Origin of the sequence: Streptomyces sp. NPDC056503 (assembly GCF_042794995.1) — a bacterium.
In the GTDB taxonomy this organism is placed as follows: domain Bacteria; phylum Actinomycetota; class Actinomycetes; order Streptomycetales; family Streptomycetaceae; genus Streptomyces.
In genome coordinates, this window is record NZ_JBHTST010000014.1 from 1 (window position 1) to 25,152 (window position 25,152).

At 74.2% G+C, this 25,152-nt stretch carries 15 protein-coding genes; 10 read left to right on the forward strand and 5 right to left on the reverse strand.

Annotated elements, in window-relative coordinates; genetic code table 11:
- Positions 1 to 268: 268 nt before the first annotated feature.
- Positions 269 to 1,366, reverse strand: coding sequence for a M23 family metallopeptidase (locus ACFQ8C_RS06460; RefSeq protein WP_383452874.1), 1,098 nt, complete (start codon positions 1,364 to 1,366; stop codon positions 269 to 271).
- Positions 1,367 to 1,749: 383 nt separating this feature from the next.
- Between ACFQ8C_RS06460 and ACFQ8C_RS06465 the strand changes: the two genes are divergently transcribed.
- Positions 1,750 to 1,887, forward strand: a complete 138-nt coding sequence (locus ACFQ8C_RS06465) for a hypothetical protein (RefSeq protein WP_383452876.1) — start codon at positions 1,750 to 1,752, stop codon at positions 1,885 to 1,887.
- Positions 1,888 to 1,912: 25 nt separating this feature from the next.
- On the opposite strand, the gene ACFQ8C_RS06470 is transcribed toward ACFQ8C_RS06465, so the two are convergent.
- Both ACFQ8C_RS06470 and ACFQ8C_RS06475 read right to left on the reverse strand, forming a co-directional pair.
- Positions 1,913 to 2,218: a hypothetical protein gene (locus ACFQ8C_RS06470; RefSeq protein WP_383452878.1), complete on the reverse strand. Its 306-nt coding sequence runs from the start codon at positions 2,216 to 2,218 to the stop codon at positions 1,913 to 1,915.
- Between the two features lie 363 nt (positions 2,219 to 2,581).
- On the reverse strand, positions 2,582 to 2,947 hold the full coding sequence (locus ACFQ8C_RS06475; RefSeq protein ID WP_383452880.1) for a DUF1330 domain-containing protein: 366 nt from the start codon (positions 2,945 to 2,947) through the stop codon (positions 2,582 to 2,584).
- A 422-nt stretch (positions 2,948 to 3,369) separates the two neighbouring features.
- Here ACFQ8C_RS06475 and ACFQ8C_RS06480 point away from each other — a divergent pair, with 422 nt between their 5' ends.
- A complete protein-coding gene (locus ACFQ8C_RS06480; RefSeq protein ID WP_383452882.1) occupies positions 3,370 to 4,737 on the forward strand; it encodes a glycosyl hydrolase family 28-related protein in 1,368 nt (455 codons plus the stop codon).
- Positions 4,738 to 5,044: 307 nt separating this feature from the next.
- Positions 5,045 to 6,664 (forward strand): sulfatase-like hydrolase/transferase, encoded by a 1,620-nt coding sequence (locus ACFQ8C_RS06485; RefSeq protein WP_383452883.1) that lies wholly within the window; start codon positions 5,045 to 5,047, stop codon positions 6,662 to 6,664.
- 111 nt (positions 6,665 to 6,775) lie between these two features.
- Here ACFQ8C_RS06485 and ACFQ8C_RS06490 read toward each other — a convergent pair whose 3' ends face one another.
- Positions 6,776 to 7,456, reverse strand: a complete 681-nt coding sequence (locus ACFQ8C_RS06490) for an NAD(P)H oxidoreductase (RefSeq protein WP_383452885.1) — start codon at positions 7,454 to 7,456, stop codon at positions 6,776 to 6,778.
- A gap of 110 nt (positions 7,457 to 7,566) precedes the next feature.
- On the opposite strand from ACFQ8C_RS06490, the gene ACFQ8C_RS06495 reads away from it, so the two are divergent.
- Entirely contained in the window at positions 7,567 to 8,496 is a 930-nt protein-coding gene (locus tag ACFQ8C_RS06495) for an AraC family transcriptional regulator (protein ID WP_383452887.1), read from the forward strand.
- A gap of 244 nt (positions 8,497 to 8,740) precedes the next feature.
- Here ACFQ8C_RS06495 and ACFQ8C_RS06500 read toward each other — a convergent pair whose 3' ends face one another.
- Positions 8,741 to 10,144: a hypothetical protein gene (locus tag ACFQ8C_RS06500; RefSeq protein ID WP_383452889.1), complete on the reverse strand. Its 1,404-nt coding sequence runs from the start codon at positions 10,142 to 10,144 to the stop codon at positions 8,741 to 8,743.
- 872 nt (positions 10,145 to 11,016) lie between these two features.
- On the opposite strand from ACFQ8C_RS06500, the gene ACFQ8C_RS06505 reads away from it, so the two are divergent.
- The 6 genes from ACFQ8C_RS06505 to ACFQ8C_RS06530 are packed head-to-tail and all read left to right on the forward strand — an operon-like array spanning position 11,017 to position 25,117.
- On the forward strand, positions 11,017 to 14,274 hold the full coding sequence (locus ACFQ8C_RS06505) for an amino acid adenylation domain-containing protein (RefSeq protein WP_383452891.1): 3,258 nt from the start codon (positions 11,017 to 11,019) through the stop codon (positions 14,272 to 14,274).
- Positions 14,271 to 19,934 (forward strand): amino acid adenylation domain-containing protein, encoded by a 5,664-nt coding sequence (locus tag ACFQ8C_RS06510; RefSeq protein ID WP_383452893.1) that lies wholly within the window; start codon positions 14,271 to 14,273, stop codon positions 19,932 to 19,934. Before ACFQ8C_RS06505 ends, ACFQ8C_RS06510 begins: the two co-directional genes overlap by 4 nt.
- Positions 19,931 to 21,508, forward strand: coding sequence for a class I adenylate-forming enzyme family protein (locus ACFQ8C_RS06515; protein WP_383452895.1), 1,578 nt, complete (start codon positions 19,931 to 19,933; stop codon positions 21,506 to 21,508). Before ACFQ8C_RS06510 ends, ACFQ8C_RS06515 begins: the two co-directional genes overlap by 4 nt.
- Positions 21,505 to 24,594, forward strand: coding sequence for an amino acid adenylation domain-containing protein (locus ACFQ8C_RS06520; protein WP_383452897.1), 3,090 nt, complete (start codon positions 21,505 to 21,507; stop codon positions 24,592 to 24,594). The genes ACFQ8C_RS06515 and ACFQ8C_RS06520 overlap by 4 nt, the downstream gene beginning before the upstream one ends.
- Positions 24,591 to 24,815: an MbtH family protein gene (locus ACFQ8C_RS06525; protein ID WP_383452899.1), complete on the forward strand. Its 225-nt coding sequence runs from the start codon at positions 24,591 to 24,593 to the stop codon at positions 24,813 to 24,815. The genes ACFQ8C_RS06520 and ACFQ8C_RS06525 overlap by 4 nt, the downstream gene beginning before the upstream one ends.
- The gene (locus ACFQ8C_RS06530; RefSeq protein WP_383452900.1) at positions 24,812 to 25,117 is read left to right on the forward strand and encodes a phosphopantetheine-binding protein; all 306 of its coding nucleotides are present in this window, start codon (positions 24,812 to 24,814) and stop codon (positions 25,115 to 25,117) included. Before ACFQ8C_RS06525 ends, ACFQ8C_RS06530 begins: the two co-directional genes overlap by 4 nt.
- Positions 25,118 to 25,152 lie beyond the last annotated feature (35 nt).

Below are 25,152 nucleotides of genomic sequence, written 5' to 3' on the forward strand. Positions count from 1 at the left end.
GCGTGGTACACCGCGCCACCGGTGCCGTGTGGACAGGCCGTGTAAACAGGCCATGTGGACAGAGGGAGGCCGCGCTGCCGCCCCCGCGCCCGGTCCGAGCCGGGTAATCGGCGCCGGGCGCGCCGCAGGGGCGAACCCGACCGGACGGTGGCGGCCCGGTCGCGTCATCGTGGCGCCCGGCCGGGCCGGAGGGGCAGCCCGCCTCGCACGGACGGACCGGGCTACGGCGACTGCCCCGCTCCCCCGGCTGCGAGCCGTCCCCGGACCGTCAGCTGGTGCGGTTGTAGATCGCCGTGCCGGGGCAGGCCGTCACGCCGAGACGGGTGCCGCAGCCGGAGTACTGGCCGGATCCGTTCCACCACGCCCAACCGCCGATGGTGCGGCCGTTCAGCCAGGTGTACTGGCCGACGTAGTTGGCGTCGTAGGTGCGCAGGCTCCAGTGCACGTGGGCGCCGGTCGCGGAACCGCCGGCGCAGGTGTCGGTGCCGATGCTGCCGAGCAGGGCGCTGCGCGCGATCGTCGTCCCGTTGTAGTAGGTCGTGTTCCGCATGTGGTAGTAGTCCGTGGAGAAGCCGCCGGGGTGGATCACCCGGGTCCAGCCGCCGCCGGCGCCGCACATCGAGGTGGCCGTGCCCTCACGAGACGAACGCACCAGACCACTGGCGTTGCCGCCGGCGAAGTCGAGGGCGCTCCAGTAGCCGGTCGCGCCGTCGTGGGCATGGGGGCCGCCGGTCAGGGACATGTAGTAGTCGGGCATCCAGGGCAGGAGCAGCCCGTTGGTGTTGGCCACGGCCCCGGCCGGCGAGGCCTGGGCCTCCGGGGCCGTCCCGCGCTCGGCGTACGCCGTCATGGTTCGCCGCTCCGCCGTGCCGACCAGCGGGGAACGAGCCACGTGGTCGGCGAACTCGCGGTCGCCCTCGAGGCCCGAGACCCACTGCCCGTCCTCGCGGTGGGCGATGTAGAGCCAGCCCTCCGGCGCGCCGTGCCGCTGGCGTGACGCCTCGACGTAGGCGACGCCGCGGGCCCAGTCGCCCGAGACGGCGCGCACGTCGACGACCACCTTGCGGCCCTCGGCGGCGAGCTTCCGGACGGCGGCCTTCGGCACGAGCCCCTTGGCGTCGTGGGACCGGGAGAGGACGTCCGCGGAGACGGCGCCCAACAGCGCCTCGCGGTCGGCGCCGAGGCGGTCGCCGACGGCGGACGGCATCTTCACGGTCACCCCGGCGGACGAGGAGTCGGTGACGGTCGTGGCGGCCGGGGGCGGCAGGTCCGTCGGCGCCGGGGGCGCGGCAGCGAGCAGTCCGGTGACGGCGAGGGCGGTGACGGTGGATCTCACGTACGCGGAGACGGACGGTCGGGAGAACATGGGCGACGCCCTTTCGCGAGCGAGTTGTCATGTACCTGCGAGAGTGTGCTGTCCCTTGTCAACGCGCGTCAACCACGCCGGAGTCCCGCCATTTGTCGGCCCAATGGCGAGGGAATGGGGGCGGCCCGTACGGCACTGGACAACCACGAGCACCCTGGAGCGAACGCCTTCGACGGCTCGGCCCGCCCGAGGGGGCATGCCGGATCCCGCCCCACACCCGCCTCCGGCCAGTCCGGGAGCGGTACGGGGCCACAGCACGGCAACGGGCCGTGGGCGGCGGCTGTTCAGGGGGACGGCCGCACCGGCCCCGCACGCCGGGCGCGTGCGCCGAGTGCCGGGCAAGAGGAAACGCCGACGGCTGCCCGCCGACGTTCGGCCGGGACTTGCACAAGCGGCGCAACGCGGTGGAGCGGTGGTTCAACCGGCTGAAACAGTGGCGCGGCCTCGCCACCCGCCACGACAAGACCATCGAGTCCTGCCAAGCCGCGGTCGCACCCGTCTCGCTCCCGATGGGGGCGTGACGCCCCGACGACGAGCGCCTGGCCCTCAAAGATGGAGTTCGGTCTCCCAGGCTTCGAACGGCGGCTCGACCCGATAGCCCGGGTCGCAGCACGCCCGAATCCACTGCGCGACCCGGTACTGCGCGTCCCCGTCATTCAGCACCATGCCGTCCGCGTCGACTCGCAGCACATTGCCGTAGATCGCGAAGACCTGTTCCAGCGACGAGCCGGAGTGGAAGACGGTCGAGCGATAGTCGAACCCATCGAGCAACTCGACGTCGATGGTGCCGTTGGCCAAGTAGAAGGCGAACAGCCGAAGCGAAGCGCGCACGTCGACAGAAAGATGTTCCATGCACGCATCATGCACGACCTCGACACCCTCTCAGCGGGATCTTTTGACGACAAGCCCCAGGCCGTTTCCTCAGGATCATCCGATCGCCGGTCGATGCGCGCCGTCGCCTGACGCCCGGTGGGCGCGGATCGAGCCGTTGTCTCCGGATCGGACACCCGGTGGCTACAGCCGGGTGCCCGGGCCGTCCCTCGTCGAGGTAGGCCGCCCATCGCCTTGTGCAGTCCGACTGGGGCCGCAACGCCCGCGATGACCGCCGGGGCGTCAGACGGCGGCAACGGGGAGTCCAGGGCTCTGGTGCGCATTCCGTGAAGGCGATCAACGGGGTTCGGCTTCCGTGACAGCGCGTCGTCTGCGGCTGTTGGACTACCTGGTCGACCGGCTGGCCCGGTCGGCTTCTTCTTGTAGCGTGCGAGCCCGTTCGGCCGGGTCGTAGTTCGGCCCGACACCTTCGATCAGCAGCAGGTCGCCTTCGATGTGGTCGGTACGCAGGCGCAGGATGGCCTGGTAGGCGGGAGAGTCGTACCAGGCACGGGCTTCGGCCAGGCTGGGGAACTCGATCAGCACCATGCTGCCAGGCCAATCGCCCTCCACGACTTCCGCCGGCGGACCGTGGATGACGAAGCGGCCCGCGAAGGGGTCGAGGGTCGCCTGGATGCACTCCAGGTACTCGATGACGTCGGAGTGATTCCGGCGGCTGCGGAGATGAGCGAAACCGTAAGCGGGCACCACGGGGCTCCTTCGTTCCGGGTGTGAGTGATGGCCGCGAACGTAGCCGAGGGCCCTTGAGCGGTGCGATTACCCCGGCGGTAATTGCCGCGGGGCCGAGGCAGCACTCCGAGGTTGACGCAGGCCCACCGTGCCGCCTCTCACGGAATACGCGCCAGAACCGAGCCCGGGACGCAGGAAAGCCGGACCCCCTTCGCGTCACCGGTGGTCGCCGTTGGCGCCCCGGCGCTCCCCGGCCCCCGGCCGCGGGCGGCTTCGCCAGGTCGACCGGAAGCCCTCGCCTCCGACACCGGCCGCGTTCCGTCACGGCTCCCGCACACGGTCGACCGCACGGGCGCGTCCCCCATGCCTTGGGCACTGTCGGCTTGGCGGTCCCCCCTTCCGCAATACATATGATCAACACACCAACTAACGTGGGGGATTCCATGAGCGCGGAAGCGCACGCGAACAACAACACGGCACGTCGCAAGTTCCTGATCGGGGCGGCTACCGGAGTGACGAGCGCCGGCGCGGCACTCGCGGTCGGCACCTCCACCCCCGCCGCGGCGGCGGCCGAGACCACGGACTGGTTCGACGTCACGCAGCACGGTGCGGTCGGCAACGGCTCCACCGACGACACCTCGGCGATCCAGGCGGCCATCGACGCCGCGGCGGCCAAGGGCGGCACCGTGTACTTCCCCGCGGGTTCCTATCTGGTCAAGCCCACAGGATCCACCCCTGCCCTGACGATCACGGGGAACAACATCCGCCTGACCGGTGCGAGCAGCAAGTCCGCCATGCTCGTGAAGGGCGGTGACGGAATCCTGATGCGCATGTCGGGAACTCCCAGCGCCCCGTCCGGATCGACCCACCGCCGCTACTGCTCCGTCGACAACATCGGCTTCAACGGCAACGGCAAGACCGGACTCCTCCTGGAGCTCTACTACGCGAACAACTGCACCGTTCGCGATGTCTTCATGACGAGCAACCGTGACATCTGCATCGACGGTGTCGAGTTCTGGGACTCGCGTTTCTACAACCTCGTGATCGAGTCGTGCACCGGCCCCGCCGGCAGCAGTGCCCACCCCAACATCTGGCTGCGCAACAGCTCCACGGCCACGGCGGGCGCGTGGGGGTACAGCACGGACAACACCAACCAGATCCACTTCGTCGGCTGCCGTATCGAGGCGTTCGGCACCGGCGCGCTGTGGATCACCCAGGGGCCCGCCGGCACCAACAACCCCAACGGCATCCACATCACGGACTGCAAGTTCGAGACCTCGCAGATGCAGGGTGGCCCTCACCTCAAGGTCGACTCCTCCTGCAAGCACGTACACGCCAGCAACATCTACGCCTACGCCGGCAACTTCGCTCCGGGCTACTCGACTCCGCAGAACATCATCACCTGGGCCGGCATCGCCAGCTCTCTGCAGAACGTACTCATCGCGAACGGCACCACCTCCACGATCAACGCGGGCGTCCTGCTGTACGCGGGGCCCGGGACCACCGCTGTCCTGCGTGACGTCGTCGGTCTGTACGGCACCAAGCCGACCGGCACCCACCTCTACTACGAAGCCAGCAGCAAGGGCGACTTCCTGGTGGAGAACAGCTACGGCAACATCGGCGGACAGGTGAGCGGCACCGTCCCGACCACCAACCAGCCGGGAACACCGATGCGCCTGGTCGGAGGACCGGTCACCGACGCCTCCTTCACCAGGCCGCCTCTCGACGGGACGACGGCCGTCGACGCCCTCAACAAGCGGCTCTACGTACGGGTCGGCGGCACCTGGAGGTGGACCGCGCTCCAGGCCTGACGGGATCGGACCGTGCGGAACCGGCGGCGGCAGCGTGGGCGGACCTCCTGCGGTGCCTGCCGATGCGCGCGGGCGAGGGCGGCGGCACGGGTGCCGGGGCGCCAGGCCGGGCGGGCGGGGAGCGGGGAACCTTCCCGAGCCCGCCGTAGACGTCGCGGTGTCACTCGTCCGGCCCTCCTCGGCCGCGTCCTGAGCCGCTCCGGTCGGCGACCCGCCCTAGATTCGGAGGCATCCGTACCGGTCCGCGCGCGGGGCGTTCTCGAACCGCCCCCTCCCCCGTCGGCGCGTGGCGAACGAAGGGCAGGTCATGACCGAGCGCCCCAACATCCTGCTGATCGTCACCGACGAGGAGCGTGCCGCCCTCCCCCGGCCGCCGGGCTTCTCCCTCCCCGCGCGGGAGCGGATCGCAGAGCGAGGGACCACCTTCGAGCGCTACTACACCGCCTCGGCGCAGTGCAGCTCGGCACGATCGGTGATCTACACGGGCCAGCACCTGCCGATCACCGAGATCTACGACAACGACAACATGCCGTACATCCGCCCGCTCGACCCCGGGCTGGGCACGCTCGGCACCATGCTGCGGTCGGCCGGCTACTACACGACCTACCAGGGCAAGTGGCACCTGTCGAACTGCTACGTCACCGCGGAGAACCCCGCGCCCACGACCGACGCGCTGGAGCCCTACGGGTTCAGCGAGTTCAACGACTGGGGTGACATCGACGGCGGCGCGTGGGCCGGCCTGAAGCTCGACCCGGTCATCGCCGGGCAGGCCGTGCGCTGGCTGCGCAACCGGGCGCCGGTCGTCTCCCAGGACCAGCCGTGGTTCATGGCTGTCAACTTCGTGAACCCGCACGACATCATGAGCTTCGACTACGGCGCCCGCTCCCAGGTCCGGCTCCCGCCCGGCCTCGCCCACGCCGTCGTCACCCGTGCGGCGGCGGACATCCCCGTCTACCGGCGCCGGTGGGACTTCGACCCGCCCGTCAGCCTGCACGACGACCTCCGGGGCGCGGCACCGGCCGTGGAGGAGTACGCCAGGATGCTCGACACGGTCTTCGGACCGGTCGCCGACGACCAGCACTGGTACGACGGCCTGAACTTCTACCTCAACGCCATCCGCGACGTGGACCGCAGCGTGGAGTTCGTCCTCGACGCTCTGGAGGCGTCCGGCCAGGCCGACCGCACCGTCGTGGTCTTCACTTCCGACCACGGCGAGATGGCCGGGTCCCACGGCCTTCGGCAGAAGGGCAACCTCGTCTACGACGAGAACTTCCACGTCCCCTTCATCGTCTCCCACCCCGATGTGGCCGGCGGCGCCCGCACCGAAGCGCTCGCCTCGTCCGTCGACATCGCACCCACCCTGCTCGAGATCGCCGGGCTGGACGCCGCCACGACGGCCACCCGCCACCCGGCCCTGAAGGGGCACTCACTGATGCCGACGCTCCACGGGCACCCCGTTCGCAAGGGGATCCTCAGCGCCGTGGAGTCGATCATGATGCTGGACGCCTCGTTCTGGTTCGAGTTCGCCGACCCCGAAGCGCCGCAGCGCGTCGCCGCCGGCGACCTGCGCCCCGACTGGAACAAGCGCGGCTTCCTGCGCGGCTACTCCGACGAGCGCTACACCTTCGGCCGCTACTTCTCGCCGCTGAACCCCAACCGCCCCACCGGCGTCGAAGCCCTCCTGGCGGAGAACGACGTCGTGCTCTACGACCGCGACCAGGACCCCGCCGAGATGCACAACCTCGCCGCAGACCCCGCCCACCGCGACCTGGTCGAGCGCTACCGGTCCCTGCTGGAGGACCTCATCGACGCCGAGATCGGCACGGACACCCGCGCCTGGGTCACCGAACGGCCTCGACTGCTCGGCTGGCCCACCTGGCACGGCGACGACGCGCGACCCGAATCCCTGGCGCGGCAGGGAAGCTGACCCCACGGCAGGTCCTCGAGGACCTGGACGCCCAGGCGCCCGCGGGTGCGAGCCGGGCCCCCAGGTCCCGCAGGTACCGCCGCGGCGTCAGCCCACGGGATCCGCGGGCCGTCAGGCCGCGACGCGTTCGTCCGCGAGGAACTCGTCCACGAACTTCCGCGCCCGACGGTCGAAATCGGTGTACTGCTCCTCCCGCTCGGCGCCGGCGACCGCGTCGCCGACCAGCAGGTTGCCCTCGGCGTCGATGCGCTGCGGCCGGTCCTCCGCGTCCAGGAGCAGGCCTACGGTAGAGCGGGAGAAGCCGCAGTAGTAGGCGATACCGTCGCTCAGGTTGGCCTCGAGGACGGACTGCATCGACTCCGCGAGGGGGTCGGCGGCGGTGGCGCCGGCCAGGGCCAGCCACAGCATGCGCTTGCCCGCCAGGCGCGGCTTGCTGCGGCCGTAGGCGAACCCGTAGTTCCACACGCGGTCGATCCATCCCTTGAGGACGGCGGGCACGCTCTGCCAGTACACCGGGAAGACGGCCACGACGACATCGGCGTCGAGGATCCGCCGCATGTGGGCGTGCGTCTCGTCCGAGTACGACTTCTCCCGGTTGCCCCAGTCCGGCTGGTCCTCCACGTTCATCCGCGGGTCGAACCCCTCGGCGTGCAGGTCGAGCAGGTCGATGCGGTATCCGGCGGCCTCCAGCCGGGCAGCCGCGCGGCGGGCGGTGTGGGCGGTGAGGGAATCGCTGCGGTGGTGCGCGACGACCACGAGGGCTGTCCTGGTGTCACTGCTGTGCTGCGGCACGGTGTCTCCCGAGGGCTCGATCTGTGCGATGAGTCCAGTACAACCGCGGCGCCGTGGATGATCCATGGGAGAAACTCTCCCGGGCATAGGAGATCGTCTACGATTGCGCCGTGGATCCACTGAGTTCACTGCTGAGCGGCATCCGGGCCGAGGGCTCGGTCGTCAGCCACGCCGTCCTGACGGCGCCCTGGAGCATCACCTTCGCCGACGCCGCTCCGCTCACCATGGTCAGCGTGCTGCGCGGGGGCGGCACGCTGCTGCTGTCCGACGGGACCGAGCGGGCGATCGGCGCGGGCGACACGGCCATCGTCCGGGGCCCCGCACGGTTCCGCCTCGCCGACGAACCCGCCACTGTCCACCGCCCCCACACCGCGTACGAGATCCACTGCTTCACCGCGGACGCCGCGTGCACCGGCCAGGAACTCGACGGCATCCACTGGGGCACCGGCGCGGAGGGAGCGACCGCGCTGATCGTGGGCGCCTACCGCGCCTCGGGGCACCGTCACGAACGGCTCCTGCGCGCCCTGCCACCCGTCCTGGTCGTCGCCGAGGACGCCGAGGTCTGCGCCTGGCTGGAGAACTCCGCCGCCGACGCCGCCCGGCTCTCCGCAGGTTCGCAGGCGCTGATGGACCGGCTCCTCGACTGGGCCCTGGTCTGCACCCTGCGTACCTGGTTCGACCGGGCGGGCACCGGCGCGCCCGCCTGGTACCGCGGACTGGCCGACCCGGTCCTCGCCCCCGCCCTGCACGCCTTCCACGGGCGGCCCGCCGAGAGCTGGACCGTCGCGTCGCTGGCCGCTCAAGCCGGCGTCTCCCGGGCGCTGTTCGCCCGGCGCTTCACCGAGCTGATGGGCCGTCCGCCCCGCACCTACCTCACCGAGTGCCGCATGGACGACGCCGAGGCGCTCCTGGCCGACACCGACCTCAGCATCGCCCAGATCGCCAAGACCGTCGGCTACGCCGACGCCTTCGGCTTCAGCGCCGCCTTCAAACGCCACAAGGGCCTCAGCCCCAGCCTGCTGCGCACCACGGCGGCGTAAGCCACGGCGCGCGGCCACGAAGACACCCCGCGGCCGATCCGCTCCGGTACCTGCCCGCTCGCACGGTCGACATCGGCCATCGGCGTCGGCCGACCGCGGCCCCGGGGGGGCGACCCCACGGTGCGCTCGCCCCACACCTGATCCTCCTCCCCCTCGATCCCCCTCCGCCCCGTACGGTCGGCCGTACGGGGCGGAGGGGTCGCCCGTGTCCCGCGGAAGCGGGCGCCCGGAGCTCCGGGCCGGCTCAGGTCCGGGGCACGCAGGGGGTGCAGCAGGCCGGTGCGGGTTCGACGCACACGGTGACGGAGTCGGTGTTGTCGGTCGGGTCGGGGTCCTTCTCGACGGCGGTGACGGTGGCGGTGTTCGTCACTCGTCGGGGCCTGGTGGCCTTCGCCCGCAGGGTGAGGGTCGCGCGGGCTCCCACGGCCAGCGCGCCGACGGCCCACTGGCCGGTCCCGGGGGCGTAGGAGCCGAGGTCGGCGGCGGCGGACAGGAAGACGAGTCCGTCCGGGAGCCGGTCGGTGACCGTGACGCCGGTCGCCGGGTTGGGGCCGGCGTTGTGGACGGTCAGGCGGTACGTCACGGTCTGCCCGACGGTCACCGTGGTCGCGTCGGCCGACTTCGCGACGTCCAGGTCCGCGGCGGGCCTGACCTCGGTCACGGCCTCGTCGGACGTGGCCGACAGTGGCTCCGGGGTGGAACCGAGACGGTTCTCGTACGTGGCGACAGCGGTGTTGGTGACACGGGTGCCCGCCGTCTCCAGACCGAGCGTGACCCGGTACTCGACGGTGCTGCCTCCCGGCAGGGTCGCGGTGTTGGCGAGGCTGCCGCCCTGGGAGGCGGAGGCGCCGGTGCCGAGCCGGAAGACGACCGTGCCGGTCGCCGGGTCGTAGGAGGCCTGGTCGTCACCCGCCTGATCGGTTTTCGCTCCCGTGTGGGGACCGTCGACGATCCGCAGCGACCCGGGCACGTACGTGGTCCCCGCGGGCAGGACGTCGGTGAGGGTGAGCCGCTCGGCGGCGCCGCCTCCCTCGTTCCTGACGGTGATCCGATACGTGACCACCTCGCCGACGTCCAACGGACCGTCCGGTACGGCGGACTTGGTCAGCACCACGTACGGGGCGGTGCCGAAGAACACGCCGTCGAGGAAGTTGCCGATTCCGCGGTTGCCGCCCGCGGCCGAGACGGACCGGAAGGCGAAACGGGTGGTGGTCTGTCCGGCCGGGACGGTGTAGGTGCCGGTGTGGTACCCCCATTCCGTGTTGCCGTCGGTGAAGGTGCGCTGCTCGACCACGCTGCCCGGGGCGCCGATGTCCAGGGCCATGGTGTCCTGCCCCTGCCGGCCGCGGTGGTAGAGCCGCCAGTACAGCCGGGAGCCGGGTGTGGTGGGCAGGTCCTGGAAGAGGGTGGAGACCTGGTTGGCGTTGAGCTCGGCGAACTGCTCGCCCTCCGCGGAGGGCACGCCGTTGAAGCCGGAGTGCCACAACTCGACCATGTGATCGGTGGCGGTGGTGAGCCAGCCCGGGACGTGCCGCGGGGCCTGGGTCTGGGAGGCGTCCGGCAGGAAGGCCATGTCGCTGACGGGAGGTTGCTCGAAGCTCCCGTTGACGAGGGCGACCCGGAGCGGGACGGAAGGAGGTGTACTCATGCTGACGTCTCCAATCGGTCGACGGCTGCGGCCCGGCCCCGCTCTTCCCGGACGCCGGGTTGCCGACGGGGCGGGAGGAGGGATCCGGAACGCTCCGTAGCTCACCGTCTCCGCGGCGCCCGGTACAGCCGGGGTGGAGAGGTCCTGGCCAGCGCCGACCGGTGGGTTTACTCCTGTCGACACGGTCGGCCACGGCACTGTCGCCCCCGCGGGGCCGACCACGGCACCCCTCGGGTCACGCCCGGAGCACGGCCCGCGCGCGTCCCTTCCGTGCTGACCCGATGACGTCGCTGCCTGGCGCCCACGCGCCACCCGCAGGACTGAATCCGGGGCCGCCAGGTTGACGTATCGGGGCGTTCGGGAAGCGGGTCCCGGCGATGCGCTCCGGACGGGCCCGCCCTCGGTTTCGCCACCGCCGCGACGCGTGGCGGCGAGGTGCCGGCCGAGCGCGCCACGGCCGCCTTTCGCGTTCGCCGGCACGCGGTTCCGGCCATGATTTGCCCTCGGCCTCCGCCGTCCGACGCCCACCCCCCGACCCCGGCAAGGCGTTCGCGGTCCGAACCCCAGGTGGCGGCAAGACCGTCGCGGCCGAGGGGGCGGCCTTCTAACCCACCGGCATCGACACCGCCCTCAACTGCGACGACTCCTCTTCCCCGCCTGAGATCGGCACGATCAGATGGTCCAGACCATTGACCTCGCGTCGGGCCACTCCCTAGCATCGGTGCCGTCGCGGCGGCCGCCCCACGAGGGCTCCCCTTCCCCCTCAGACACCCTCTCTTCATGTCCGGAATCGTTCCTTTCAGGTGCGCCCGGTCTCTTCCCGCACGGCGCCCTCGCGGGCGCCGCGTCCCGCACGTCGAACAGGAGTCCATGTGGTGACCTCGGGAGCCGAGCCGCCGGCCGGTGCCGTGGGCGGGAACGCCGGGCTGCTGTCCGTGGGGCAGGAACGACTGTGGTTCCTCGACCAGTTGGAACCAGGCGACCCCGCGTACAACATTCCGTACGTGCTGCGGCTCAGCGGAGATCTCGACGCCGGGGCGCTGGGTCGGGCGCTCGACAGCGTCGTCGCCCGGCACGAGGCCCTGCGCAGCCGGTTTCCCGCCGCGGACGGGCGGCCGTCGGCGGTCGTGGAGGATCCCGCGCCGGGCTTCCTCGACCTGCGCGACCTGCGCGGCCACACCGCGCGGGAGACCGCGGACGTGCTGGCGTCGCTGACGAACGCGGGCTTCGACCTGGCCGCCGGACCACTCCTGCGGGCGGCGCTGCTGCGCATCGCCGACGACGAGCACCTGCTCTGTCTCGTCCTCCACCACATCGTGGCGGACGGCTGGTCGCTGGGGCTGCTCCGGGCCGAACTCGCCGACCACTACGCGGCCTACAAGGAGGGGCGCGAGCCCGGCCTTCCCACCGTGCCCTCCTACCGGGCCCACGCCGCCGCCGAACGCTCCTGGCTGGACGGCCCCGAGGCCGCCGGAGCACTGGCCTACTGGCGCGGACACCTCGCCGGCGCGCCCGCGTTGGAGCTGCCGCTCGACCGGCCCCGGACCGCCGCGCCGAGCAGTTCCGGCGCCTACCACACGCGGGTGCTGCGCGGGATCGGGCCCGTTCTGAACGCGTTCGCGCGCACCCATCGCGTCACGCCGTTCATGGTCCTGGCCACCGCCTACGCGAGTCTGCTCCACCGGAGCACCGGACAGGACGACTTCTGCGTCGGCGTCCCCACCGCCGCGCGCGACACCGTCGACAGCGAGCGGACGATCGGCTACTTCTCCTCGGCCCTGGTCCTGCGCGCCGACTTCGCCGAAGCCCCCACCTTCACCGCGGCTCTGCGCAGGACCCGATCCGACTGGCTGCGCGCGCTCACCCACCGGCGCATCCCCTTCGAGCGCCTCACCGAGGAGCTCAGGCCCGAGCGGGACGCGGGACGAACGCCCGTCTTCCAGACCCTGCTCGCCGTGCACACCCATGAGGGCGGCGCGCTCGGCGAGCAGACCTTCGCCGATCTGGTGTGCACCGAGACCGACGGCGGACACACCGCCGCCAAGTTCGAACTCGGCCTGGACGTACGGCCTGACGGGGACGACCTCCACGCGGTGTTCGGCTACCGCACCGACCTGCTGCACGCGCGCACCGCCGCCGCGTTCGCGTCACGCTTCGAGACCCTCCTGCGGGCCGCGCTCGCCGACCCGGAGACACCGGTGCACCGGCTGCCCCTTCTCGACCAGGACGAGCTCCGGCTCCTGGCGGACGGGGCCCGCGGCCCGGACCTCGCCGAGCCGAGGCCTTCGACCGTGCTCGACGCCGTCGACCTGGCGGCGGCCGAGCGGCCCGACGCCCTCGCCGTCGTCGGGCCCGACGAGACCCTGACGCGCGGCGCGCTCGCCGACGCCTCCCGGGTGCTCGCCGCCCGGATGGCCGCGCGCGGCGTCACCCGCGGCGACCTGGTCGCGCTCTGCCTCCCCCGCGGCCCGCGGGCCGTCGTCGCCATGCTCGCGGCCTGGCGCCTCGGCGCGGGCTACCTCCCGCTCGACCCCGCGTACCCCGCCTCCCGGCTCGCCTTCATGCTCGCCGACAGCGGTGCCGCGCTGCTCGTCACCCCCGACGGAACCGTGCCCGACGGCGTCGCCGACCGTGTCCCCGGCGGGCTCCCGCTCCTGCCCCTGCTTCCCGACCCGGCGGAGCCCGTACCCGAGGGATCGCCGGAGCAGCCCGCCGGAGCCGGCCCCGGGGACCCGGCCTACCTCATCTACACGTCCGGGTCGACGGGAACGCCCAAGGGCGTGCTCGTGCCGCACCGGGCGCTCGCCGCGCGGGTCGCGTGGATGCGCGAGGGGTACGGCCTCACCGGCGACGACCGCGTGCTGCAGTTCGCCACGCTCTCCTTCGACACCAGCGCCGAGGAGTTGTTCCCCGCGCTGGCCGCGGGCGCCGTCCTCGTCACCGCCCGGCCCGACACCACGCTCCCCGAGCAGCTGGCCGAGCCGTACGCCGCCGGCGTCACCGTGCTCGACCTGCCCACGCCCTACTGGCACCACCTCGTCGCCGACCTGGACGAGACCCCCTGGCCGGACCGGCTGCGCCTGCTGATCCTCGGCGCCGACCAGGTCCGGTCGCACGCCGTGGCGGCCTGGCGGGCACGGTTCGGCGACCGGGTCCGGCTGGTCAACTCGTACGGGCCCACCGAGACGACGATCATCGCGACCACGGCGGTCCTGGGCGAGCAGGACGGCAGCGCGCGTCCGCCGATCGGGCGCCCGATCGGCGCGACCACCGTCTCGGTCCTCGACCGGCACGGCGGCCCGGTGCCGCCCGGCACCCCGGGCGAGCTCGTCATCGGCGGTGCCGGGGTGACCGACGGCTACCTGGGCCGACCCGGCGCGACCGCCCGTGCCTTCGTCCCCGACCCCGACGGTCCGCCGGGCGCCCGGCGCTACCGGACCGGCGACCTCGTGCGGCGCCGGGCCGACGGGGCTCTGGAGTTCCTCGGACGCATCGACGACCAGGTCAAGGTGCGGGGCTACCGGGTGGAGCCCGGGGAGGTGGAGGCCGCGCTCCTCGCCCTCCCCGGCGTCGCACGGGCCGCGGTGACCGCGCGCGGGGACGTCCTCGTCGCCCACGTGGTCCCCGCGCCGGGCGGTCCCGTACCGGACGCGGACTCCCTGGGCGGCGGGCTCGCCGCCGTCCTGCCACCGCACGCGGTCCCCCACGCCTTCGTCCTCCTGGACGCGCTGCCCCTCACCCCGAACGGGAAACTCGACCGCGCCGCCCTGCCGGCCCCCGACGCCGGGGCCGCGCCCCGGGCCGCGCACGTACCGCCGCGCACGGAGGCGGAGGAGCTCGTCGCCGACGTCTGGGGCGAGGTGCTGGGCGTCGACGGGATCGGCGCGCACGACGACTTCTTCGCCCTGGGCGGGCACTCCCTGCTCGCCACCCGGGTCGTCGCCCGCCTCCGCGCCGCCGTCGACCTGGCCGTACCGCTCCGCGCGCTCTTCACCCACCGCACGGTGGCCGCCTTCGCCGAGGCCGTCGAAGCCGCCCTGGCCGCCGAGATAGACACCCTGTCCGAGGCCGCCGCCGTCGAACTCCTGGCCGCCCAGGACGCCCTGGAAGGAAGCCGACCGACGTCATGAGCACCGCCGACACCACGACTCCGGCCGCTGTGCCCCCGGAATCCGGGCCCGCGCCCTCGCCCGTCCCGCCCACCGGCCTCCCCGCGGACTCCACGCCCCCGACCGGTCCGGCCCCGTCACCCGGCGCCGCCGCGCCCGCCCTCTCCGACGCCAAGCGCGAGCTGCTCCGGCGACGGCTGGCGTCGCGGGCGAAGCCCGGGGCCGTCATTCCGCGCCGGGCTCCGGGAGCGCCCGTTCCCCTCTCCTACGCCCAGGAACGCCTCTGGTTCATGGAGCAGTTCGCGCCGGGGACCTCCGCGTACAACATCCCCGTCGTGCGGCGGCTGCGCGGCCGCCTGGACACCGACGCCCTCCGAGCCGCGCTCGACGCCGGCGTGGCCCGCCACGAGACGCTGCGCTCCCGCTACCCGGCGACCGAGGACGGGCGTCCGCTGCTCGTCGTCGATCCGCCGGGACCGGCCGCCTTCGCCCTGGTGGAGGCGGCCGACGAGGACGCCGCCGAACGGCTCGTGGACGAGGCCGCCGCGGTCCCCTTCGACCTGGAGGACGGGCCGCTGTTCCGGTCGCTGCTGGTGCGGCTCGCCGACGACGACCACGTCCTCCTGCTGCTCGTCCACCACAGCGTGAGCGACGGCTGGTCGAGCGAGGTGCTCCTCGGGGAGATCCTGCGGAGCTACGCGGCCCGGGTGGCGGGGGCGCCGGATCCGCTTCCGGAACTCGCGGTGCAGTACGGTGACTTCGCGCTCTGGCAGCGCGAGCGCCTGAGCGGCGAGCGGCTGGCCGCCGAAGTCGCGCACTGGAGACGTGAGCTCGGCGGGGTCGAGCCCCTGGAGCTGGCCTTCTCGCGGCCCCGGCCGCCCCGGCAGACCTTCGAGGGCGCCGGCTACGCCTTCGCCGTGGACCGGCCGCTGCTCGACCGGCTGGCCGCTCTGGGCGACCGGCACGACGCCACCCTCCACATGGTGCTCCTGGCCGCGTTCCAGGTCCTGTTGTCCCGGTACGGCGGGCGGCGGGACTTCGCCGTCGGCTCGCCCGTCGCCGGCCGTCCGGAACCCGAACTGGAGCCGCTGGTCGGCATGTTCGTGAACGTGCTCGCGCTGCCCGCGCGGCTGGAGGGCGATCCGACCTTCACCGAGCTGGTCCGTCGCACCCGCGAGACCTGCCTCGACGCGTACGCCCATCAGGAGCTGCCCTTCGCCCAGCTGGTCAGCGAGCTGAACGTGCCCCGGGACGTCTCGCGGCCCCCGGTCTTCCAGGCCGTCCTCGCCGTGCAGAACTACGCCGTCCAGCGTGACGACACCGCGCTCGAACTCCCCCTCGTGGTGGAGCCGTTCGGCGTGCGGGCGAGCGGCACCCGGTTCGACGTCGAACTCTTCCTCCAGGAGTGGCCGGAGGGCCTGTACGGCTCCTTCAACTACAACACCGACCTGTTCGCCGAGGAGGACGTCGCCCTCCTCGCGTCCCACCTCGGACGTCTGCTCGACGCCGTGGCCACCGCCCCCGACGTGCCCCTCTCGGGCCTCGACGCACTCACCGACGAGGAGCGGGCGTTCGAGACCGAGCGGTTCAACGACACCGCCGTCGACCGGCCGGCCACCACCCTGACCGCGCTCTTCGCCGAGCAGGTCGCCCGCACCCCGGACGCCGTCGCGGTCGCCGTCGAGGACCGGCCCGCCCTGACGTACCGCGCCCTCGACTCCCTGGCCGACCGGATCGCCGCTCGCCTCGCCGCGGAGGGCGTCGGCCCCGGCGACCTGGTCGCCGTGAGCGCCGAGCGTTCCCCGGAACTCGTCGCCGGGCTCCTCGGGGTGCTGCGCGCCGGAGCCGCGTACACCCCCCTCGAACCGGACTACCCGGCCGAGCGCCTGGCCTTCCTGCTCGCCGACAGCGACGCCCCGATCCTGCTCACGCAGCGCGGCCTCGCCACCCCCGACGGCTGCACCGCCCGCGTCCTCCTGCTCGACGACCCCGCCGAGTGGCCGCGCGCCCGAAGCGTTCCCGCCGGTCCGCGGCCGGACGACACCGCGTACCTCATCTACACCTCCGGCTCCACCGGCCGCCCCAAGGGCGTGCCCAACACCCACCGGGCCATCGCCAACCGCGTCCAGTGGATGCAGGAGGCGTACCGGATCGGGCCCGACGACGCCGTCCTGCAGAAGACCCCCACCGGCTTCGACGTGTCGGTCTGGGAGTTCTTCTGGCCCCTGGCCACCGGCGCCCGGATCGTGCTCGCCAAGCCCGGCGGCCAGAAGGACAGCGGGTACCTGCGGGACCTCATCGCCTCCGCCGGGGTCACCGTCGCCCACTTCGTGCCCGCCATGCTCACCACGTTCCTGACCGAGGAGGGCGTGGAGCGCTGCACGAGTCTGCGGCGCGTGGTGTGCAGCGGCGAGGCGCTGCCTCCCGACGCCGCACGGGAGCTGACCTCGCGGCTGCCCGGCCTGTCCCTGGCCAACCTGTACGGGCCGACCGAGGCCGCGGTGGACGTCTCCGCGTGGGAGTGCGTGGGCCCGATGGAGACCGTCCCGATCGGTCTCCCCATCGACAACACGCGCCTGTACGTGCTCGACGAGCGGCTGCGGCCCGTGCCGCCCGGCGCCCCCGGGGAGCTCCACATCGGCGGGACGGCCGTCGCGCTCGGCTACCACCGGCGCCCGGGCCTCACCGCCGCCCGCTTCGTCCCCGACCCGTACGGCCCGCCCGGCTCCCGGCTCTACCGCACCGGGGACCTGGCGCGGCGGCGCCCGGACGGCACCCTCGAACACCTCGGGCGGATCGACCAGCAGGTCAAGCTCCGCGGCCTGCGGATCGAGCCCGGTGAGACCGAGGCCGCGCTCCGCGCCCAGCCGGGCATCGCCGACGCCGCCGTCGTGCTGCGCGAGGACAGGCCCGGCGACAAACGCCTCGTCGGCTACCTCGTGGCCGCCCCGGGCGCCGAGGACCCCGACCCGGCCGCGCTCCGCGCCACGCTGCGGCGGAGTCTGCCCGACCACCAGGTGCCGACCGCGTTCACCGTCGTGCCCGCCCTGCCGCTCACCCCGAACGGCAAGCTGGACAGGCGGGCCCTGCCGGTCCCGTCCGTCGCCCGCGCGGCCGGGGCGGCCGAGCCGGAGACACCGGCGGAGCGGGTGCTCGCCGAGATCTGGGCCGAGGTCCTGGGGGTTTCCCAGGTGGGTGCCGACGAGAACTTCTTCGACCTCGGGGGCCACTCGCTGCTGGCCACCCAGGTCGTGGCCAAGGCCCGCAAGCGGCTGACGGAGGCCGGGGCCCGCCCGATCAGCGTGATGGACCTGTTCACCCACCGCACCGTCCGCGAGCTCGCCGGCGTCGCCGCCCGGGACGAGCGGGACCGCGGTCCGCGGTCCCTGCTGCACCGGCTCACCCGTGCCGTCCCCGCCGAACGGCGCCGCCTCACGCTCGTCTGCGTCCCGTACGGGGGCGGCAGCGCCGTCGTCTACCAGCCCGTCGCCGACGCGCTGCCGGCCGACACCGAGCTGTGGGCCGTCGCCATCCCCGGGCACGACCTCGGCGTGACCGAGGAGCGGCTGTCCTTCGACGACCTCGCGGCCGGCATCGCGGCCGAGGTCCGGGAACGCGTGGAGGGCCCGCTCGTCGTCTACGGCCACTGCGCCGTGGGCACGGCCCTCGCCGTCGCCGTCGCGCGCTCGCTGGAGGCGTCCGGCCGGGAGCTGGAAGGCGTGTACGCCGGTGCCCAGTACCCCTTCGCGAAGCCGCCCGGCCGCGTTCTCACCGCCCTCGGGAAGATCGCCTCGCTGGACTCGCTGGTCGGCGACCGGACGTACGCCAACTGGCTGACCGGCATGGGCGTCGACACGTCCGAACTCGACGAGGAGCAGGTCCGGTTCGTCATCGGCAACATGCGCCGGGACACCAGGGCGGCCGAGGACTGGTTCACCCGGGCCATCGAGGAGGTCGCCGACGGCGCGCCCCGGCTGCGGGCGCCGCTCGTCTCCCTGGTCGGCGACCGGGATCCGGCCGCCGACTTCTACCAGGAGCGCTACCGGGAGTGGCTGCTGCTGGCCGAGCGTTCCGCCGTGGCCGTACTGGACGAGGGCGGGCACTTCTTCATCACCTACCGGGCCGCCGAGGTCGCGGAGGCCGTCACGAGCGTGCACCGGGCCGTCCTGGACGGCACGACCGACGCGCTGCCCGCGGCGGCCCCGGAGAACTCCTGGTGGTTCCACGGCGAGACCGGCCGGGTCGCCGCGGACCCGGGACCGGAGGGCCCCCCGCCCGCCGGGACCGGCGACGGTCCGGTCCCCGGCCCGGAGCCGGACGCCGGCCCGGAGCCCGGCATGGGGCGCTTCCTGCTGGTGGCGGGCGGTCAGCTCGCCTCCCTCACCGGCTCCGCGCTCACCGAGTTCGCCCTGCCGGTCTGGATCCTCCTGGAGACCGGGTCGATGGCCCGGTTCGCGCTGTACGCGGTCGTCGCCATGCTGCCCGGCATCCTCGTCGGCCCGCTCGCCGGGGCGCTCGTCGACCGGATGGACCGGCGCAGGGTGATGCTCGCGGGCGACGTCGCCGCCGGCGCCACCCAGGCCGGGCTGCTCGTCCTGCTCCTCACCGGCCAGCTGCGGTCGTGGGAGGTGTACGTCCTGCTCGGCGTGCTCTCCGTCGCCCTGACCTTCCAACGGCTCGCCTACGCCTCGGCCGTCCCCCAGCTCGTGCCCAAGCGCTATCTGGGCCACGCCAACGGCATCGTCCAACTCGCCTTCGGCACGGCGCAGTTCGTCGTCCCGCTGGTCGCCGTCGCGCTGCTGGCGGCGATCGGGCTGCGCGGCATCCTCGTCATCGACGTGATCAGCTACGCCGTCGCCATCGGGACCCTGCTCCTCGTCCGGTTCCCGCGGGCGCTGCCCTGGACCCGGCGCGAGTCCCTCGTCGCGGAGATCCGCAACGGCTTCGCCCACGCCTGGCGGCACCGCGGCTTCCGCTCCATGCTGCTGTGGTTCGCCGGGCTCAACGTCTTCCTCTCGCCCCTCCTCCTGCTCACCACCCCCCTGGTCCTCTCCTTCGACGGCCTCGGCGGCGCGGCCCGGGTCGCGGTCGCGGGCGGTGCCGGCGCGCTCCTCGGCGGTGTGGCCATGGGCTTCTGGGGCGGTCCGCGCCGGCACCGGATGCGCGGCATGCTCGCGCTCGCCGGGCTGCTGGCCCTGGCGGGCGCCGTCACGGGACTGCGCGCGAACCTGTGGGTGGTCGCCCTCGGGGCCTTCGGGATGTCCTTCGCCCTCGCCCTCGTCAACGGGATCTACGCGACGATCGTCCAGACCAAGGTGGCGCAGCGGTTCCACGGGCGGGTGTTCGCCCTCAACACGCTGGTCGCCTGGTCCACGCTGCCGCTGGGCCACGGCGTCGTCGCCCCGCTCGGCTCCGGGTTCTTCGGGCCGCTGATGGAGCCGGGCGGCGCCCTCGCCCCCGTCTTCGGGCCGCTCATCGGCACCGGTCCGGGCCGTGGCATCGCCCTGATGTACGTGCTGTTCGGGCTGGCGATGGCGGGGCTGGTCGTCCTCGGGCTGCGGCTTCCGTCGCTGGCCCGCTTCGACCGCGACGTCCCCGACGCGGAGCCGGACGACCTGGTGGGTCTGCGGGAGCGGGCCCGGGCCGCCGCGGACCGCCGGGCGAAGGCGGGTGCCCCGTGATCCGCCGCGGCCCCGGGACCGGCCGCTCGCCGGCAGGGCCCGCCCCGACCCCGCCGGCCACCCTGCCGGCGCTGCTCGCGCACCGGGCCGCCGCCCACGGGGACCGTACGGCGCTCGTCAACGGGCCGGCCCGGCTGGGCTTCGCCGACTGGCAGGACCGCAGCGGCGCCCTGGCCTCCGCCCTGCGCGCGGCCGGGCTCGCCGCCGGGGACCGGGTCGGCCTGTGGTTCGGCACGGACCGGTGGACGGAGTACGCCGTGGCGTTCCTCGCCGTCCTGCGGGCCGGCGGCGTCGCCGTACCGCTCTCCGACCGGACGTCGCCCGCCGCCCTGGGGTACGCCCTGGCGGACTCGGGGGTCCGCCTCCTCGTGCACGCGGGCCCCGGGCTGCCGGCCGGTACGCCGCCGGGCGTGCGGGGGCTCACCGAGGAGGACGCGGCCGGGCATCCCTCCGATCCGGGCCTGCCCGAACCCGACCCGGCGGCCCCGGCCCAGATCCTCTACACCTCGGGCACCACCGGGGCGCCCAAGGGGGTGGTGGCCGCGCACGCCAACCTGGCGCACGGCTGCACGCGCGACGAGCGGCGCCGCCCGCTCCGGCACTCCCGTACCTTCCTGCACGCCTTCCCCGTGGGCAGCAACGCGGGCCAGACCATGCTCGTCAACGCGCTGAACGCGCACGCGACCTGCGTCACCGCGCCGCAGTTCACCCCGGCGCGGTTCCTGCGGGCGGTCGCCGAGCACGGTGTCGGCAGCGTCTTCCTGGTCCCCGCCATGGCGATCGAACTCCTCGGCTCGCCGGCCCTGACGGCAGCCGCCGAGGCCGGCGGCCTCGACACCGTCCGCCTCGTCGGCTCGACGGCGGCCGCCCTGCCGCAGCAGGTGGCGCTCGGTCTCGACCGGGCCTTCCCACCGGCCCAGATCGTCAACTACTACACGTCGACGGAGGCCGCCCCCGCCCAGGTCACGCTGCTGTTCGACGCGGCCCGGCCGCAGTCGCCCGGACGGCCGGCGTCGCTGGCCGACCTGCGCGTCACCGACGACGCGGGCCGCCCGGTGCCGCCCGGCGAGCCCGGCGAACTGTGGCTCCGCTCCCCCGCGGCCCCGCGCGCCTATCTCGGGGACGGCGACGACGGGGTGTTCCACGGCGGCTGGACCCGGATGGGCGACCTCGGGCGGGTCGACGAGGACGGCTTCCTCCACCTCCTCGACCGCGAGCGCGACGTCGTCAAGTCCGGTGCCCACAAAGTCTCCACGCTCCAGGTCGAGAACGCCCTGCACGCCCACCCGGACGTCGCCGACGCCGCCGCCGTCGGCGTGCCGCACCCCGTCCTCGGGAGCGTCGTCGCCGCCGCCGTCGTCCCGCGCGGCGCGGATCCGGTGGGCAGCGGCGGCGACCGGGACGCCCTGACCGCGACCGCCCTCCGGGCCTTCCTGCTCGACCTGCTGTCCGTCCACGAACTCCCCGCCACCGTCCTCTTCCTCGACTCGCTCCCCCGCAACGAGGGCGGCAAGGTCCTCAAGCGGGAGCTGCGCCGGATCCTCACCCACGACCCCCGCGAGGCCACTCCATGACCCAGCTCAGTCCGGCCCAGCACGGCATCTGGCTCACCGGGCGCACGCTCGACACCGGCGGCGCCTACCACCTGGCCGTGACCCTCGATCTCACCGGCCCGCTCGACACCGAGGCCCTCGACCGCGCCTGCCGGACGGTGACGGCCCACCACCCCGCGCTCGCGAGCCGTCCGGGACCGGACGGCTCCGTCCACCCGTGCGAGATCCCGGCCCCCCGGCACGCCGACTGCGCGCCCGAGGAGCTCGACGCCCTCCTGGCCGGGGAGCGGGCGGCGCCGTTCGACGCCGAGGCCGGCCCCCTCTGCCGCTTCACCCTGTTCCGCACCGGCCCCGAGCAGCACGTCCTCCTGGTCACCGCCCACCACCTCGTCCTCGACGGCGAGTCGAAGGACCGGCTCGTCGCCGATCTCGCCGCCGCCTACCGGGGCGACCCCCTGCCGTCCGCCCCGGGGACCCCGGCGGGCCCGCCCTCGCCGGAGGCGCTCGCCGCCGCCCGCGCGTACTGGGCGGAGCGCGGGTACGCGCCGGGCGCGCCCGCGCTGCCGGGCCTCGTGCCGCCGGCGGACGGCGGCCTGGTGGCGGCGCCCGGAGCCGAGGTGCCGTTCCGGCTCGGCGTCGGGCGCTGCGCCGCGCTCGCGGAGACCGCTCTGAAGCTCGGCGTCACCCGCTTCGAACTCCTCCTCTCCGCCTGGCACGCGGTCCTCGTCCGCTACGGAGATCCCGCCCCCGCCACGGCGATCGAGCTGTCCCTGCGGACGCCCGGCGCACCGGTGGGCGTCGGCCTCGCCGTCAACGAACTCCCGCTGCGCGTCGGACCCGCCGAAGGCAGGCATCCGGTCCGCCTGCCGTTCGAGGACTGGGTGCGCGCGGTACGGGGCGAGCTGCGCGCGCTGTACCCGCACCGGGCCGTCCCGCTCGGGCAGGCCGTCCGCGGCCTCGCCCCCCGGACGGCGCTCACCCCGCTCTCGGTCAGCTACCGGCGGCGGCCCGCGGCGCCCGCGCCGGACTTCGGGGCGGTGACCGCCGGGGTGCGCTGGATCGGCTTCGCCGGCACCGTCCGCAACCTCCTGCACCTCCAGCTCGTGGACGACGGGGACGAGATCCACGGCAGCGCGCAGTTCCGGACGGCACCGCCCTTCGGCCGCGCGGCCGAAGAGGCCGGACCGGACGCGGACGGCGGAGCCGGATGCCTCACCGCCGACGCCGTCCGCCGGATCGTCGGTCATTGGACGCGGCTGCTCGACGGAGCCCTCGCCGACCCCACGACGCCCCTCGGCGAACTGCCGCTGCTCGACCCGGACGAGCTGCGCGACCAGCTCGCCGTCCCCGCGCCGCGCCCGGAACTCGCCGCGCGCACCGTGCCCGCGCTGCTCGCCGCCCGGGCCGGGGAACGTCCGGACGCGGTCGCCGTCGTCGCGGACGGCGAGCACGTCACGTACGCCGAGCTGACCCGGCGGGTCGCGCACGCCGCGGCGGCGCTCGCGCGGCACGGCGCCGGACCCGGCACCCTCGTGGGCATCGGGTTGCCGCGGGGCCTCGACCAGCTCGTCGCCGTCCTCGGCACGCTGGCCGCGGGTGCCGCCCACCTGCCGCTCGATCCCGGCTACCCGGCGGAGCGGCTGGCCTTCGTCCGTGAGGACGCCGCCCTCGCCCTCCGCGTCACCCACGCCCCGGAGGAGACCGGCGACCTCACCCCGGCGGACCTCGCCCCGCCGGCCGGTGCCGCGGTGCCGTCCCTCCCGCTCCCCGATCCGTCCCTCCCCGCGTACGTGCTCTACACCTCGGGCTCCACCGGACTGCCCAAGGGCGTCGAGGTGCCGCACTCCGGCCTCGCCAACGTCCTCGGCAGCCTCGCCGACCGCCTCGGCTCCCGCCCCGAGGACCGCTGGCTGGCACTGACCTCGCTGTCGTTCGACATCTCCGCCGTCGAGCTGCTTCTGCCCCTGACGACCGGCGGGCGCGTCGTCCTCGTCCCCGAGGGCGCGCACCGCGACGGGCCCGCGCTGCTCGACCTGATCCGCCGCGAGGGCGTCACCCACGTGCAGGCCACCCCCAGCGGCTGGCGGATGCTCCTCGACGCCGGACTCGACGGCACCGCCCCCGTCCCGACCGCGCTCACCGGGGGCGAGGCCCTGCCCGCCCCGCTCGCCGCCCGGCTGACGGCCGCGTCCGCACGGCTGGTCAACGTCTACGGCCCCACCGAGACCACCATCTGGTCCACGCTCGCCGAACCCGCCCTCACCCCCGAAGGCTCCGTCCCCCTCGGCTCCCCGCTCGCCAACACCCGCGCCTACGTGCTCGATTCCGGCGCCAGACCGGTGCCGTACGGGATCACCGGCGAGCTGTACCTCGGCGGCGCCGGGGTCGCGCACGGCTACCGGGGGCGGCCGGGCCTCACCGCCACCCGCTTCCTGCCCGACCCGTACGGGCCTCCCGGCAGCCGCATGTACCGCACCGGCGATCTGGTCCGGCGCGGTCCGGACGGGGCGCTGGAGTTCCTCGGGCGCTCGGACAGCCAGGTGAAGCTGCGCGGCCACCGGATCGAGCTGGGCGAGATCGAGGCCCGGCTGGCCCGGCACCCGGCGGTCGCCCAGGCGGCCGCGGCCCTGCACGGACCGGAGGCCGACCGCCGCCTCACCGCCTACGTCGTCCCGTCCGGCGCGGCCCCGCACCCCGACGCGTTGCGCGCCTTCCTCGCCGGTTCCCTGCCCGCGGCCGTGCTCCCGGGGGCGTACGTCGTCCTGGAGGCCTTCCCGCTGACGCCCAACGGGAAGCTGGACCGCGCGGCCCTGCCGGAGCCCGAGCCCGCCCGCGCCGAGCCGTCCGCGGCGGCGGCGCCGGACGAGACGCTCGACCCGGTCGGAGCCGCCGTGCTCGCCATCTGGCGCGAGGTGCTGGAACTCGACGACCTCACACCGGACGAGGACCTCTTCGATCTCGGCGGCCATTCGCTGATCATCACGGCCATCGCCGCCCGGATCCACGAGCGCCTCGGCGCCGTCGTCCCGCTGGACGTCTTCTTCGACACACCCACCGCACGCGACGTCGCCGCCGTCGTCCGTGCCCTGCGCGAGGAGCAGTCATGAGCAACGAGACCCGCTACGCCGTCGTCGTCAACGACGAGGAGCAGCACGCCGTCTGGCCGGAGGGCGCCCCGCTGCCCGACGGCTGGCGGCCCGAGGGCTTCGCCGGGACCGAGGAGGAGTGCGTCGCCCACGTCGACCGTGTCTGGTCCGACATCCGCCCGCTCAGCCTGCGTCGCCGGCTGGCCGCGGAGCGCTCCGGCGGCCCGGCGGAGACCCGATGAGCACGCCGGTGGGCCTGCCGGGGGACGCGACGTCCCCCGACGGGGTGGAGGCGCTCCGCCCCCAGGTGGCCGCGCTCGTGTCGCGGTCCACCGACGGGCTGCTCGGCGTGCGGGAGCTCCTCGACTCCACCGAGCCGCTGGCCGCCCTCGGCGTCAGCTCGCTCTCCCTGCTGCGCCTGGTCGACGCCGTGGAGGAGACGTACGGCGTCTTCGTCGACCTCGGCGACCGGACCCTGCACACCGAGAGCCTGCGCGGGCTCACGGAGCGGCTGGTCCGGCTCGGGGCGGAGGCCACGCCGTGAGCCCCGGCGGCCCCGGCGCCCCTGCGGAGGAAGAG